We start from the raw sequence: 13,123 nt of genomic DNA on the forward strand, positions 1-13,123 counted from the left end.
ACCACTGCAGGAGACAGAGATGGCCACCACGACCACGTCGATCGACCTTCCGTGGCCCGCGGACCGCACCTGGCAGCTCATCGGCGGCTTCGACTCCCTCCCCGACTGGCTGCCCTACATCCGTACCAGCGAACTCAGCGACGGCGGACGCATACGCAGCCTCACCAACGAGGACGGCGGGACGATCGTCGAACGCCTCCAGGCCTTCGACGACGCTGCGCGCACCTACTCCTACTCCATCCAGCAAGCACCCTTCCCGGTCACGGACTACCTCTCCACTCTCACGGTGCACGAGCTGCCCGGCGGCGCCGGATCGCGGGTGGAGTGGTCGGGCAGCTTCACCCCGGCCGGAGTCAGCGACGACGAGGCCGTAGCGCTCTTCCACGGCATCTACACCGACGGCCTCGCGGCACTCCGGGAAACGGTGACGGCGTGAGAGGCGGCCCCCACCGATTGAATCGGCGCCCCGCAAACGCGCTTCGTGGCGTAGTTGGCTGAGTAGTTGGTTGATAGGGGAGAAGCACGGCCAATGTCTTGTGCCATCTGCCAGTACGGCTACCGGCCCCGGGCGGAGGAGACTCTGCCGGGACGGACGAGCCACAGGGTGAAGCACGGGAGGAGTGGCACGTGGGTGTGCAGCAGTACGACGAGATCGGCGAGGCATTCGAGGGGTTCAAGACCCTGCCGCTGATACGTTACGGCGAGGTGCCGAGCTTTCTCTCCATGGTCGGGGATGTGAGCGGCAAGATGATTCTCGACCTGGCTTGCGGCACCGGTTTCTACAGCAGGGAGTTCAAGCGGCGCGGCGCCGCTGATGTTCTCGGCGTCGATATCTCCGTCGAGATGATCGCCGCCGCGCGGGAGAACGAACGGCGAGACCCTCTGGATGTGTCCTACGAAGTCGCGGACGTGGCCGAGTTGCGGACCCTCGACCGCCGCTTCGACATCGCGCTGGGAGTGCAGTGCCTCAATTACGCCGAGGACGCCGCGGCGATGGGGCGGATGTGCCGCAACATCCACCGCAGCCTGGTGCCGGGTGGGGAGTTTTTCGTGCTCGCTCAGAAACCCGACTACCGATTCGACTGCCCGTCCCTGGAGAAGTACGGATTCCGCTGCGAGCCCACCGGCGAGGAAGGCGAGACGGGACCGCGCGCGCGGGTCACGGCTCTCCTTGACCCGCGTCCCATCAGCATTGTCAGCACGGTCCCGCGTCGAGAGGTCTACGAGGAGTGTCTGCTGACCGCCGGTTTCAGTGAGGTGAAATGGGTCCCGCTGCAGGTATCCGAGGCCGGCATCCGTGAGTTCGGCGAAGAATTCTGGTCGGATCTCCTCGCGAAGCCGCCGCTGGAAATGCTGCGCTGCCGCGCCTGACGACGCGGTCGTGAAAGGACCGGCGAATTTCGTGACCGGTGCGCCGCCGTGGGAGACCTGACGGCGCACCGGGCATCATGACCGGCTCAGCGGTGTCAGCCGTGGGCGCTGCTGGCCTTGTTGTTGAACTTGCCCAGCGATGCCGCGCTCTCGCCCTGGGCGATCTTGACCTTCTTGCCCTCGCCGTTACGGCCGTTGGCGAGGTAGGCGTGGTCCTTGAACGGGCCGTCGCCGTTCTGGTTGTTCTTCGCGGACGAGGTCTTGTTGCTGAAGCCGTACTTGGCCAGGTTGTGCCAGTACTCGTCGTTGAACTTCAGCATGCGGCCCTTGAAGTTCTTGCCGTCGTAGAGGCAGAAGTTGTGCGTCTTGCACTTCTTCCTCTTGGCGAACTCCGCCTTCTGCTCCGCGGTGGTTGCCGCTGCCCGGTCCCAGCAGCGTGCCTTCCCGGACGCCCCGACCTCGCAGACGTCGGCGCCTGCCCAGGTCTCGCTCAGATCGATGGCCGCGCCTCCGAGCGTAGCCTGCACACTCTGTGGCGCCTTCTCCGGCTGTGCTTCCTGAGCGTTGGCGACGCCGGCGAACGCGCCGGCGGTTACGGCGACGGCAGCGGTGACCGACGCGATCTTCATGGTGGTACGCATGATGTTCCTTCCCCCTGGATGGCCCGCCGCGTGCCACTCGTCTCCGAGGTGGCCCCCCGTCCGCTGGGTTACGCGGACTTTCTGGGCGCTCGCGGGCTTCGGTAACCAAGACGCTAGAAGAGACCGCACCTGACGGCCAATGTGCACGGTGCTCAACAAAGTGCTCTAGTTGTGCACGATGCTTTCCGCCGCCCGGGTCGCGGTGATGTCCAGGGCGTGGACGACGTCGTGGATGCCGGTGCCAAGGGTCAACAGATCGAGACCGAGCGCGGCCTCGGCGGCGCGCAGATGAGCCCGGACCGTGTTGCGGCTGATGCCGAGGTGGTGGGAGGCCCGCTGGGCATCGGCGTTGACGTCGATCCACGCCTGAAGAGTCCGGCGGTGCCGTACCTCAAGGGGGCGCAGGAGTGTGCGGGCCCAGGCGACGGCGCGTTCGGTACACAGCAGGTCATGCAGGGTGGCGGATGGTCCACGGTCATCGGTTTCGAGGTCGGGATCGGTGCAGGAGCTGCTGAGGGCGAAGGCCAGGTGGACAGCGGCGCGCGAGCGGACATCGGCAAGATCGCAGCCGAGGGCCCGCTCGGCACGTTGGACATGGGCGGTGACGGTGTTACGGCTGAGGCCGAGGAGGCCGGCCACGGCGGACCGGGGCATGTTCATGGCCAGGCGGGTGATATCGGCGCTGGTCTTCGGGGCGGTGTCCAGCGGATGCAGCAGAGCGCGGGCCCAGCCGACAGCGCTCCGGCGGGGGAGGACGCCCAACAGAGGCGACTGGCCGTGCGAGAAAGCCACGCGGTCGGGGATGGTGCGGGCGGCGGCCAGGGCGTGCGCGGCCTGACTGTAGGCCGCGGCCGTAGCGTCGAGCGGGTGCGTTCCGCTGATGCCCAGCGCGTAGCGTGGGTTGTCGCGGACGAGACGGCGCAAGGTCTCGCTCAGTCCGCCGGCCTGGCCGCCGGAGTGCCCTGTTTCTCCGTCACCGCTCTTGCCGCCGCTCTTGCCACTGATCTCGACACTGGTCTCGCCGCTGGTCCGGTCGCCCGGCTCGTCATCGGCGATGAGGCAGATCACGTGTTCTTTGAAGACGGGACACTGCACCATCAGGTCAGCGCCGTGGTAGCCGGAGGGGTCCTGATGGGCCCGGACGATCCCGTCACGGTCGGCCGACGAGCAGTGCAGCAGGTGGAGACGGAGCCGGCCGACGTCCAGGAGCGGCGGGACAGCACCGGCCGTCATCCGGCGGGCCAGTAGCGGTTCCCCCGCCAACAGTGCCTGCAGTACCGCGAACCGTAGCTGGCGTGCCTTGCGCTGGTAGTCACGCCGGGTTCGGTCGCTGTCCCCGGCCCGGCGCAGCAGTGTGAGGACGCTGCTGGTGTGGGAAATCAGGGTGAGCGTGTCGGCGGTCGGTTCCGCGGCGCCGGCCACCACCAGCACCCGGCGTGGCGTGTGGGGCCCCAGTGCTTCACAGCGCACGTGCAGCCCTTCGGCCTGAGTCGCGGCCGCGGCCAGTTGTCCTTCGCATAATCGCGTGAGCAGCGAAGCGAGCGTACGCAACACCCTCCGGGGAAATCCCGCAGTGGCGCACTCCACCGTTTCCGCATCGTGGGCGACCAGCGCAACGTGTGCGCCGGTCTGCTCGTGCAGCCAGTGGAGAATCCTTCGAACATTCGGCTCCACCCCGCGTGCGGCCTGACGCCGCACCTCACACAGCAGCCCGTCGAGCCGCTCGGCTCGGCCCTGTCCCTGTCCTTGCGCCCCCATGGCACTCACGTCCCCGTCCCCTGCTGCCGACAATCCGCGCCTCCGGTCTACTCTCCGGCGACACACATGCCTTGTGGAGACGCTTCCGTCGAGCGTCCCGCTCGCGCCTCACGAATGCCATCCCTCACAAGGGCGGTCATCCGTGACCGGGCGGTCACTTGTGACTGTGACACCCGCTCTTGGTGGCTGGCGCCAGGCCGAGACACGCCGAACCCGTACCGGATTTCCGCTCTTCCCGGTCCTCGTGGCCCGGACAGCGCTAGCGTCGGGAACCGTGATCGTATGGCTCAACGGCACCCACGGCGCGGGCAAGACGACGACCAGTGCACTCGTCCAGCAACTGATCCCGGATTCCCGGGTGTTCGATGCGGAAAAGGTCGGCGAGACGCTCATGGACATCACGCCGGGGCTGCCCGTGACGGACAACTTCCAGCACTGGCCGCCGTGGCGGCCTCTGGTAGTCGAGACCGCCCGCCGCGTACTCGACTACACCGGCGGCACGCTGGTGATGCCCATGACCGTCCTGGTCGAGGAGTACTGGCGCGAGATCAGCACGGGTCTCGCCCACCATTCCATCCCAGTACGCCACTTCGTTCTCCACGCCGACCAGGGCACCCTTCGCGAGCGCATCGAGGGGGACACCGTTCTAGGCCCCTCCCCGTTCCGCCTCAAATACCTTGAGCCCTACGCCGAGGCGGCTCGCACGTGGCTGCACGCCGAGGCCGAGGTCGTCGACACCACGCACCTCACACCCGCCCAGGCCGCCTCGCGGATCGCTGAGGCCATCAAGAGCTGAGGCCGCCAACGGCATGGAGGCCGCGACACGGAGCCCACGACGCGGGAGCGACAAGGAAGCGTCCTCGACCGGGATCACGGGCAGGTACCGACGCGCAGGAGGGCGTGCTGCTACCGTGCCGCAGAAGTCAACTTGATACTTCTGCGACGGGTGTTGTGCGGAACGCACCCTGGGATGGATGGTCTGGTGGGTGCACAGGGGAGTGTGGAGCGCCCGGGACTGGGGAGCCATCGCCGCACCTACGTCCCGCAGCGCTTGGGTCCTGCCAGATATGCGCTGCAGCTCCTGTCCCTGGTGCCGTTGGCGCTTCTGGTCCTCCTGCTGGTGTTCCTTCTCGGTGAGGTCCTCGGCCTGGCACGCGCCGGCTCAGTCGCGGTGATGTCCGGCCTGATGGTGTGGGGGCTGTCCGCTGCGAGGGCGTTGTGGCGCCGAAGGCGCGCCAGGGAGATCCAGCTCTACGAGCATGGCCTGGTCGCGGTCACGGCCGACGGCTCGGAAGTGGTCTATCCGTGGTCGTCGACCGTGCTCTTCATGGATGGCTGGAACCGCTACAAGCTGGCCAATCCCGACGGGATGGTCAGCACGATAGGAACGGCGCATCGCCCGCCGTTGCTGTCCGGGGAGAAGATCCGAGGAGTGCGTACCCGGACGGTGATCAGGGGCGCCCAGTTCCCGGAGGAGAGGGAGTGGGGTTCGGCGATCCGGCAGGGGGTCCGGGAGGCCCAGGGACGATCGGCTGCCGCGGCGATCCGGAGTGGCGGTGAGGTTGCCTTCGGGGATCTCGTGCTGCGCCAGGACGGGTTGGCCGTGCGGCGCAGGTATGGCCGCAGCCGGGAAGACTTCACTTCCTGGGAGGATGTCGGTTCGGTCGCGCTCACGGACGAGCGCGGTCTCGTCGTGGCCTCGCGAGGAAACGCTGTCCTGCCGCATTGCGTCAAGCCTCTCTACCAGATGCCCAATGCCGAGGCCTTCCTCGATGTCGCCCGGCGACTGCACGAGAGCAGGGCACCGGCAGCGCCGGTTCCGGCTGCCCGCGATGACGAGGACCTGAGCGACACCACCGCGCTCGTGGGGCTGTACGTCACGCTCGGGCTGGCCGCCTGGGCGGCGTGGCGCCTGGCCACCCGGAACGAGATCGACGGTGTGGGGGACGTGCTGCTGGCCGCCCTCGGCGCAGTCATGGGAGGAGTCTTCGGGGCGGTCTTCGGGCTGGGTCTCGCGGCTGCGGTGGCAGTGGCGGGCAGGGCACTTGTCGAAGCACTGCTCCGCTGGATACTGCATCGCCGGTACGTTGCGGCAGGCGCCCTCGTACTCGGTGTCGGCAACCTGGTGGTGGCGCTCGGCCTCCTGCTCCGTGAGTTTCCCGCCCGGCTGATCCCGTTGGTGACGCTGCTCTTCTTCGGTGGCTGGACTCTGCTGCTCGCGGTGAAGCGGTGGAGCGAGTCCGAGCGCTGGGTGGTGCGCCACCTGCCTGACCTTCCCGGAGCAGCGCTGTTCGCCCTTGCCGCCCAGCAGCTCGTCGGCGGCGACGTGCTGACCACAGGCCCGGCCGCCGGGCTGTTCTTCCCGCTGGCGATCTGGCTGTCCTGGCGCGGCTGGCGGAAATTGAAGGACTCGACACGGCCGACAGTGCAGGCGGCGGCCGATCTCGTCCTCTCCCTGCAACTCGGCCTGGTGCTGGCGCTGCTCGTGGTGTGGCTGGCCAACGTGCTGTCGTTCTCTCCGGCTCAAGTCGCGGCAGCACGCCGCGTGCTGGAACAGGTACAGGGGCTGACCGAGGTGCACTGGCTGTACTGGCTGATGGCTTACGCCTTGCTGGCCATCGGCAGCTATGCCGTGCTGCGCTGGCCCGACCGTGTGGCGCGGATCAGGCAGCGGCTGCGTCCGGCCCGCTTCGGCGAAGCCCGGTTGCCGCTGGGTGCCCTCCTCAACTTCGGCCGGCGGTCCCTCGGCGGGATCAACATCGGACTCATGGTCGCCCTGCTGTGTGCCGTCGTACTGGCTCCGGTGTCCGAGGGAACATGGAGGAAGCCGGTGGCGCACAGGTATGCGTTCGAGGCACAGCGCCAGCAGTACGCAGCGGGCGCGGCGGACGCGTACGAGGAGATCCACCGGTACGTCACCACGCACCCCCGGGTCGCTGCCCGGCTGAGGGCAGTGGTGGTGGAGGTGAACCGGGCCGCTCCTTCGCGATCCGGAGAGCCCGTGAACGGGACGGCTCTGGACATCGCACGGCAGGTCGGCCGGTTCCAGGCAGCCACACTCGACCTCGATGACCCGGCCCCGCCGCAACCGGCGGAAGAACCGGAGGCCGAGAACGTCGCGGATCAGCTGGCGCAGCTCGACGAGAGCCAGCAGCGCACCGAAGAACGGGAGACACAGGTCGACCGGTTCGCCGAGCTCGCCTCCCTGGCAATCACCCGCACCTTCGACACTCTCGACCTGGGAGACAACGCGGCCGTGCAGATCGTCAAGGAGTACCTGGGCGGGCTGGTGGAGGACGGCCCGGTGAAGAAGATCTTCCTCAAGTGGGGCGAGCGGGTCGGCCAGGCCCCGCCCGACGGTGACAGGCTCGTCCGCATCGATGTCAGGAGCCTCGCTTTGGCGGCATACGACGGGACACAGGATGCGGTGGAACGTGCCAACGCCGACATGTTCGCCTTCTTCAACCGGTACGGCTTCGGAGTTTCAACCGACCAGCCCTCGATGGCCCGGGTGGTCGACCTCGCGAACGAACACCGGCAACTCCAGCAGGGGGCCGGGAGCTGCCCCGGGTGCGCGAATTCCGGGAACAGCGAAACCAATCCGGGCGGAGGAGGCCGTCGCGGCTGAGCCGTACAGGAATGGACCGGGGCTGGGTTCCTGTTCGGGCAAGTGGGCACGTCCCCGGAGATTTCCCGCGTACAGACAGAGGAGCAATCCGTGAGCAAGACCGAGCAGACCGTCGAGATCCCGCACCTCGGCGGGTCGACCATCGGATACACCTTCGGCAGGCCGTACGATCCCGCGCTCCCGACGCTGGTCCTGATCAACTCGTACACCACCTCGGCCGAGCTGTACCGGCCGCAGTACGCCGACCCGGCGCTCGGGTCCGCGGTCAACCTGCTCGCCCTGGAGCCCTACGGGCACGGCCGCACGAGAGCCTCGTACCAGCACTTCACCTACTGGGACAGCGCAATCGCGAACCTGCAGGCCCTCGCGGCCCTCGGGATTCGCGAGGCCTTCGTCCTGGGGACCTCGCAGGGCGGCTGGGTGGCGGCCCGCATGGCGCTGCTCGCCCCGGACACCGTGAAGGGCCTCATCACGCTGGGCACGTCGATGGACTTCGAAAGCCCGCGCAGCCGCGACCTGGGGTGCTGGGACGGCGTCGAATTCAACACGCCGCTCGTCGATGCCCTCGCCGAGCCGGTCGGAGAGGACTGGGTCGTGCCGGACGAGGTCGTGGACGCCGTGTTCGACACGGCCATGGGCGGCGTCTCGGCCGAGGAACGTGAGTTCTGGCTCGCCACGTACCGTGCGAACTACGCCGGCGACGCCGGGCGTCACCGCCTGCGCCTCAGCACGGTGAACCTGCGGGACCGCGACGGGCTCCACGGCCGGCTGGACGACGTCCGCTGCCCCATCCTGTGGCTGCACGGCACCGCGGACCAGGTGTACTCCGTGGCGAATGCCGAGGAGGAGATCGGTATGTTCTCCCGTTCTCCCGAGGCGCGTCTGGAAGTCATCCAGGGTGGGCAGCACTTCCTGAGCGCCTCGCACCCCGCGGAGGTCAACTCAGCGGCGATCGATTTCGTGAAGCGCTGGGGCTGATTCGTGAAGCGCTGGGCCTGAGGAGGGCGACGAGAAGTCGTACGCTGCCCAGTCGGTGAGCGCGCGATAGCCGAGCCGCTGGTAGAGGGCGTTGCTGGCGGGGTTGGACAGGTCCGCGAACAGGACGACGTCCCTCGCGCCTGCGGCTACCGCGGCCCGGCTCACCTCGGCCGTCACGGCACCCGCGTAGCGGCGACCACGTAGGTGGGCCGGGGTATAGACGATGTCCACCTGGATCTGGCCGCCGATCATCGGGTTCAGCCCCGCGATGGAGACGGGGGTGCCGTCCGGGGTCTCCCAGAGCGTATAGCGCTTGTCGGCGAAGCGCGTGTCGGCCCAGGACCCGGCGTCCATGGAAACCACCTCGCCGACGGCCTTGGCGAACTCGCCGCACCAGAACATGACTTGCTCAAGGTCCTGCTCGCCCAGAACGCGGCCCCGCCCCGCCGGCATCGGATCCGGTGGGGCGAGCGTGCCGAGGCGGTAGAGACGGAGCCGCGTGTCACGGAGCTTCGGCGTCGCCCCGGTGTGCCGCTGCCAGGCCTCGGCGAATTGGGTGGCTGTGCTGTGATCCGCGCTGACGGAAGGCAGGGAGTGCCCGAGGGCGGCCAGGTGAGCGGCGAGCGAGTCGGCCTGCTCGGGCGTGAGCGGGGAGAGGCCGAGAGCACGGGGCGGGAGGCGGTAGAAGGTGGCGCAGACCTCGCCCGCTCGCTCCAGCAGGCCGAAGACGGGGGCGTCGGCACCGAACGATCCCGCCCCACGCGTGCGCACCCTTTCGGCCCACGTCAGCTGCATGACGTGCAGGCCGGGCCGCGAACGAAGGAAGTCCCCGGCTCGGGCGAGAAAGTCGTCGACGTCTGAGGCGAGGTACCAGCCATCCGGGCGCATGCTGCATGGTCCCTCATACGGCAGAAGTGCTCAACGGCTGCCCGCCAGGGTGAGGCGTACGCGAAGGCAATGCCGGCGTGGTGTCTGTCGGTGGCGTATCGGGGCCTGTCGGTGCGATGTCGGTGAGGCTTGGCACCTTTCGAGAGGTCCTGCCGGGTGTCCGTCCGGCTGCGGGTATGGCCGAGTTCAAGGAGTGCGCATGACGATCACCGTTCGCCCGGGAAGCACCGTGATGTTCACCGGTGATTCGATCACCGACTGCCAACGGCTGGAGAGCGAGGACGGTCTCGGGTTCGGCTACCCACTGCGCGTCGCGGGCGAGTGGGCCTTCCGCCACCCGGACCGGCCCGTGACCTGGCTGAACTCCGCCATCGCGGGCCACAAGGTGAGGGACCTCGAACCTCGGTGGCAGGCGGACGTGCTCGACGCGCGCCCGGACGTGGTGTCCATCCTCGTCGGGGTCAACGACATGGGCTGGCACACGCTGGACCCGATGGGGTACGTGATCCCCGTGGAGGAATTCGAAGCAGGTTACGACCGGCTGCTCGCGCCCCTCGCCGAGGCGGGCACGGAGCTGATCCTCATCGAGCCGTTCCTCCTGCCGATCCACGGAGTCGTCGAGGCCGGTGCCGCGCTCATCGGAGAGCAAGAGCGAAAGGAGTGGCGCACCGACCTGGACCCGAAGATCCAGGCAGTGCGCAGGCTCGCCGGCAAATACGGCGCGCATCTGCTTGACGCCGACCGCATGTTCGCAGAGCTCGCCACGACGACCGGGCCGGAGTACTGGTCCGCAGACGGCGTACACCCGACGCCGGCCGGTCACGCCGCACTCGCGGCGGCCTGGTTGCGCCTGGTCGCGTGACGGGACAGCACTGAACGGTCGGCACGAGAGGTCCGCACGAGAGAGGAGCGGTTCATCGGGCGCCTTCTTCGGTGGGTGGCCGGAATGGGGGGCGGCGAGGGAGCGTGCAGGGGAGGCGCTTGCGGGGAGCGCTCCCAGAATGGATCCCAGAGGTGGGCGGTGCTGACCGTTATAAGGTCACCGTCCGACCCCGTCAACGCGCGGTGCAGCGATGGCGAGGACTTGCCCGTGTTCTGTATTGCCTGTCCGGGGGAGGAGGGCGCTCGCCGGGGCGGGGGTGTGGCGTGCCGCCGCCCTCGGCATGGGGGGTGGCCTGGCTCAACGGTGCCATTGAGGCGGAGTGTGTCGAGTGTGGTCACGAACACAGAGGAGCGGTCGGTGACGCATCTGTGCTGCTGGGGGCGGTGTGTTCACGTCGTTTCCCTTGGCGCCAACGCCCCTTGTTGCTGGGGCTGTTGACGGCTGGTGCGGGACGTGGGTCAGTGGTTCGGGGCTACGTGCGCCACGTCGGTGCCGGTTCGGCCCCACCTGACCTGCACACCGATCTCTGCGCGCCAATCTCTGCGCACCTGCCTCTGCGCACCGCGTGCTGCCTCTGCGACCTCGGGGTCCGCGCGGTGGCATTCGTACAGCTGGGTGCGGGAGCGCTCCCGTCATCAAGGAGGCCTGTCACGATGCACACTCCTTCCACTGTCCGCAGCACTGCCGTCACATCGACTCACGCCGCCGTTGCACTGCCTCGTACCGCCGCACGCCGGCGTCGGTGGACCCGCGGTGTCCGGTCCCGGTCGAGCGTCGTCGTCGGAGCGCTGGTGACCGCCCTCTGCGCTCCGGTGGCGATGGCCGGCCCGGCGCACGCCGCGACCGAACTCTGCCAGCCGTTCGACTCGTTGAGTGTCGACGGTGGTAGATACATCGTCCAGAACAACGTCTGGGGCGCCTCCACCCCACAGTGCCTGTCCGTCGACGGCACGTCCTTCACCGTCACCCGTGCCGAGCACAACAACGCCACCAACGGTGCCCCGGCCTCCTACCCCTCCATCTACGCGGGTTGTCACTACGGCAACTGCACCACTGGCAGCGGCCTGCCGCGCCGGCTGGACCAGTTGAACGAGGCGGTGAGCAGCTGGTCGACGTCGTCTCCGGACGCGGGGGTGTACGACGTCGCCTACGACCTGTGGTTCGACCCGAACCCGAACCCCACCGGGCAGAACGCCGGCGAGCTGATGATCTGGAACAAGTTCCGCGGCGCTGTGCAGCCGGTGGGGACGAAGGTCGCCTCCGGTGTGTCCGTGGCCGGTGCCACCTACGACGTGTGGGCCGGGAACATCGGCTGGAACGTCATCAGTTACGTCCGTACGAGTGCCACGGACGCGGTGACCTCCCTTGACCTGCGCGCCTTCGCGCGGGACGCGGCTGCTCGCGGCTCGCTCGACGCGTCCTGGTACCTGACGAGCGTGCAGGCGGGCTTCGAGCCGTGGCAGGGCGGCCAGGGCCTGCGGACCAACTCCTTCTCGCTCAACGTGCGATGAGTGCCGGAGCGGGTGGCAGTACGCCGCCGGGACCGGACCGCGACGTGCTGCGCTGAACAGGTGGCCCGTCGTGTGATCCAAGAGCTGCCTTGAGGGAGCCCCGCGCGCTCACGGACTGCGGTACAGGGTGCCGTCGTGAGTGTGCGGGGCTTCCCCGCGCTGTCCCGCTGCGGGGCTCCCCGCGCTGTCCCGCCCGTCCGAGTCGTCCTCGTCGTTTCGCCTGCCCGAGTACGGCAGAACGGGTACTCTTCCCGAGAGGCGTGGGAGCGCTCTCATTCGTTGTGCGTCGGGAATCGCCACTGCTGAGGCGGTCCATGCGGTAGTAGTGGCCGAGACAGCAGTGGGACGGCGGCCGCGCACGGACGGCAGGGCGCGGGGAACAACCGGCAGGGAGGCCGACATGGTGGGGCAACGCAACCCGCAGGCACGGCCGACTCTGGAAGAAGTCGCGCTCCGGGCCGGTGTCGGGCGCGGCACGGTGTCCCGCGTGATCAACAACTCGCCACGGGTGCGGGAGTCCACCCGCCTGGTGGTCGAGCAGGCGATCGCCGAGCTCGGTTACGTGCCCAACCGTGCCGCCAGGGCTCTCGCCGGCAACCGCACGGATGTCGTGGCCCTGGTCATCCCCGAGACCGAGAAGCAGGCGTTCGCCGAGCCGTACTTCTCCGACCTCATCCACGGTGCCGGAAACGAACTCGCCGACACCGACATGCAGTTGCTGCTGACGTTCGTGCGGACGGCCAAGGAGCGCGAACGCTTCGCCCAGTACGCCCGTGCCGGGCGTGTGGACGGCGTACTCCTCACCTCCATGCACGTCGACGACCCGCTGCCGGACATGCTCGCCGATCTGGACGTGCCCACGGTGCTGAGCGGCCGCCGGTCCAGCGAGGAGCCGTGCAGCTACGTCGACAGCGACAACATCGGCGGTTCCCGGGCCGCCGTGCAGTACCTGATCGACGCGGGGCGCCGCACCATCGGCACGATCACCGGTCCGGGAGACATGTACGCCGCGCAGTGCCGGCTCGCCGGCTACCGGCAGGCGCTCGCAAAGAGAGGGTACGGTGACGAGCCGTCCTTGGTCGCGGAGGGCGACTTCACGGAAGCGGGCGGCCGGGCGGCCATGGAGCGGCTGCTGCGGGCCGCGCCGGAGCTGGATGCGGTGTTCGTCGCCTCGGACCTGATGGCGCTCGGGGCGCTGGGAGCGCTGCGCGCGCAGGGACGCCGGGTGCCGGACGACGTCGCGGTCGTCGGCTTCGAGGACTCCGAACTCGCCCAGCACTCCGATCCGCCGCTGACCACGGTGCGCCAGCCCATCGACGAGATGGGGCGCACGATGGTCCGGGTGCTGTTGGAGGAGATCGCCAACCGCAGTGCCGCCTGGCGGCATGTCATCCTGCGCACCGAGCTCGTACGGCGCGAGTCCGCCTGAGGCGTCCGGACAGTGGCCGGTACGCGCTCAGGCGGT

11 protein-coding genes are annotated in these 13,123 nt (G+C 68.7%); 8 read left to right on the forward strand and 3 right to left on the reverse strand.

All coding sequences use genetic code 11. The features are described from left to right. Positions 1–19 precede the first annotated feature (19 nt). Together ACZ6WH_RS04480 and ACZ6WH_RS04485 are read left to right on the forward strand one after the other, a co-directional pair. Entirely contained in the window at positions 20–436 is a 417-nt protein-coding gene (locus tag ACZ6WH_RS04480; RefSeq protein ID WP_469725911.1) for an SRPBCC family protein, read from the forward strand. Between the two features lie 191 nt (positions 437–627). Beyond that, a complete protein-coding gene (locus ACZ6WH_RS04485; RefSeq protein WP_469725912.1) occupies positions 628–1,371 on the forward strand; it encodes a class I SAM-dependent methyltransferase in 744 nt (247 codons plus the stop codon). 95 nt (positions 1,372–1,466) lie between these two features. Here the strand turns inward: ACZ6WH_RS04485 and ACZ6WH_RS04490 are convergent, their stop codons facing one another. Further along, positions 1,467–2,012: a peptidase inhibitor family I36 protein gene (locus ACZ6WH_RS04490; RefSeq protein WP_469725913.1), complete on the reverse strand. Its 546-nt coding sequence runs from the start codon at positions 2,010–2,012 to the stop codon at positions 1,467–1,469. A gap of 165 nt (positions 2,013–2,177) precedes the next feature. Continuing rightward, positions 2,178–3,710 (reverse strand): helix-turn-helix domain-containing protein, encoded by a 1,533-nt coding sequence (locus ACZ6WH_RS04495; protein WP_469725914.1) that lies wholly within the window; start codon positions 3,708–3,710, stop codon positions 2,178–2,180. A gap of 334 nt (positions 3,711–4,044) precedes the next feature. Between ACZ6WH_RS04495 and ACZ6WH_RS04500 the strand changes: the two genes are divergently transcribed. The 3 genes from ACZ6WH_RS04500 to ACZ6WH_RS04510 all read left to right on the forward strand — a co-directional run bounded on the left by ACZ6WH_RS04500 (position 4,045) and on the right by ACZ6WH_RS04510 (position 8,376). Beyond that, positions 4,045–4,566, forward strand: coding sequence for a DEAD/DEAH box helicase family protein (locus tag ACZ6WH_RS04500; RefSeq protein ID WP_469725915.1), 522 nt, complete (start codon positions 4,045–4,047; stop codon positions 4,564–4,566). Between the two features lie 174 nt (positions 4,567–4,740). Beyond that, positions 4,741–7,398, forward strand: a complete 2,658-nt coding sequence (locus ACZ6WH_RS04505) for a hypothetical protein (RefSeq protein ID WP_469725917.1) — start codon at positions 4,741–4,743, stop codon at positions 7,396–7,398. Between the two features lie 90 nt (positions 7,399–7,488). Continuing rightward, on the forward strand, positions 7,489–8,376 hold the full coding sequence (locus ACZ6WH_RS04510; RefSeq protein ID WP_469725918.1) for an alpha/beta fold hydrolase: 888 nt from the start codon (positions 7,489–7,491) through the stop codon (positions 8,374–8,376). On the opposite strand, the gene ACZ6WH_RS04515 is transcribed toward ACZ6WH_RS04510, so the two are convergent. Then, the gene (locus ACZ6WH_RS04515; protein ID WP_469725920.1) at positions 8,341–9,264 is read right to left on the reverse strand and encodes a GNAT family N-acetyltransferase; all 924 of its coding nucleotides are present in this window, start codon (positions 9,262–9,264) and stop codon (positions 8,341–8,343) included. The two genes, ACZ6WH_RS04510 and ACZ6WH_RS04515, sit on opposite strands and share 36 nt — an antisense overlap. Positions 9,265–9,463: 199 nt before the next feature. Between ACZ6WH_RS04515 and ACZ6WH_RS04520 the strand changes: the two genes are divergently transcribed. The 3 genes from ACZ6WH_RS04520 (at position 9,464) to ACZ6WH_RS04530 (ending at position 13,087) form a co-directional block, all read left to right on the forward strand. Further along, positions 9,464–10,126: an SGNH/GDSL hydrolase family protein gene (locus tag ACZ6WH_RS04520; protein ID WP_469725922.1), complete on the forward strand. Its 663-nt coding sequence runs from the start codon at positions 9,464–9,466 to the stop codon at positions 10,124–10,126. Positions 10,127–10,938: 812 nt separating this feature from the next. Further along, the gene (locus tag ACZ6WH_RS04525) at positions 10,939–11,658 is read left to right on the forward strand and encodes a GH12 family glycosyl hydrolase domain-containing protein (protein WP_469725924.1); all 720 of its coding nucleotides are present in this window, start codon (positions 10,939–10,941) and stop codon (positions 11,656–11,658) included. A gap of 400 nt (positions 11,659–12,058) precedes the next feature. Continuing rightward, the gene (locus ACZ6WH_RS04530) at positions 12,059–13,087 is read left to right on the forward strand and encodes a LacI family DNA-binding transcriptional regulator (RefSeq protein ID WP_469725925.1); all 1,029 of its coding nucleotides are present in this window, start codon (positions 12,059–12,061) and stop codon (positions 13,085–13,087) included. Positions 13,088–13,123 lie beyond the last annotated feature (36 nt).

The sequence above is a fragment of the Streptomyces sp. NPDC050806 genome (genome assembly GCF_055586425.1).

Bases quoted from the DNA above. Each gene is read 5' to 3' on its own strand.
- ACZ6WH_RS04480 (WP_469725911.1), top strand. From the start codon at position 20: ATGGCCACCACGACCACGTCGATCGACCTTCCGTGGCCCGCGGACCGC.
- ACZ6WH_RS04490 (WP_469725913.1), bottom strand. From the start codon at position 2,012: ATGCGTACCACCATGAAGATCGCGTCGGTCACCGCTGCCGTCGCCGTA.
- ACZ6WH_RS04505 (WP_469725917.1), top strand. From the start codon at position 4,741: ATGGATGGTCTGGTGGGTGCACAGGGGAGTGTGGAGCGCCCGGGACTG.
- ACZ6WH_RS04515 (WP_469725920.1), bottom strand. From the start codon at position 9,264: ATGCGCCCGGATGGCTGGTACCTCGCCTCAGACGTCGACGACTTTCTC.
- ACZ6WH_RS04520 (WP_469725922.1), top strand. From the start codon at position 9,464: ATGACGATCACCGTTCGCCCGGGAAGCACCGTGATGTTCACCGGTGAT.
- ACZ6WH_RS04530 (WP_469725925.1), top strand. From the start codon at position 12,059: ATGGTGGGGCAACGCAACCCGCAGGCACGGCCGACTCTGGAAGAAGTC.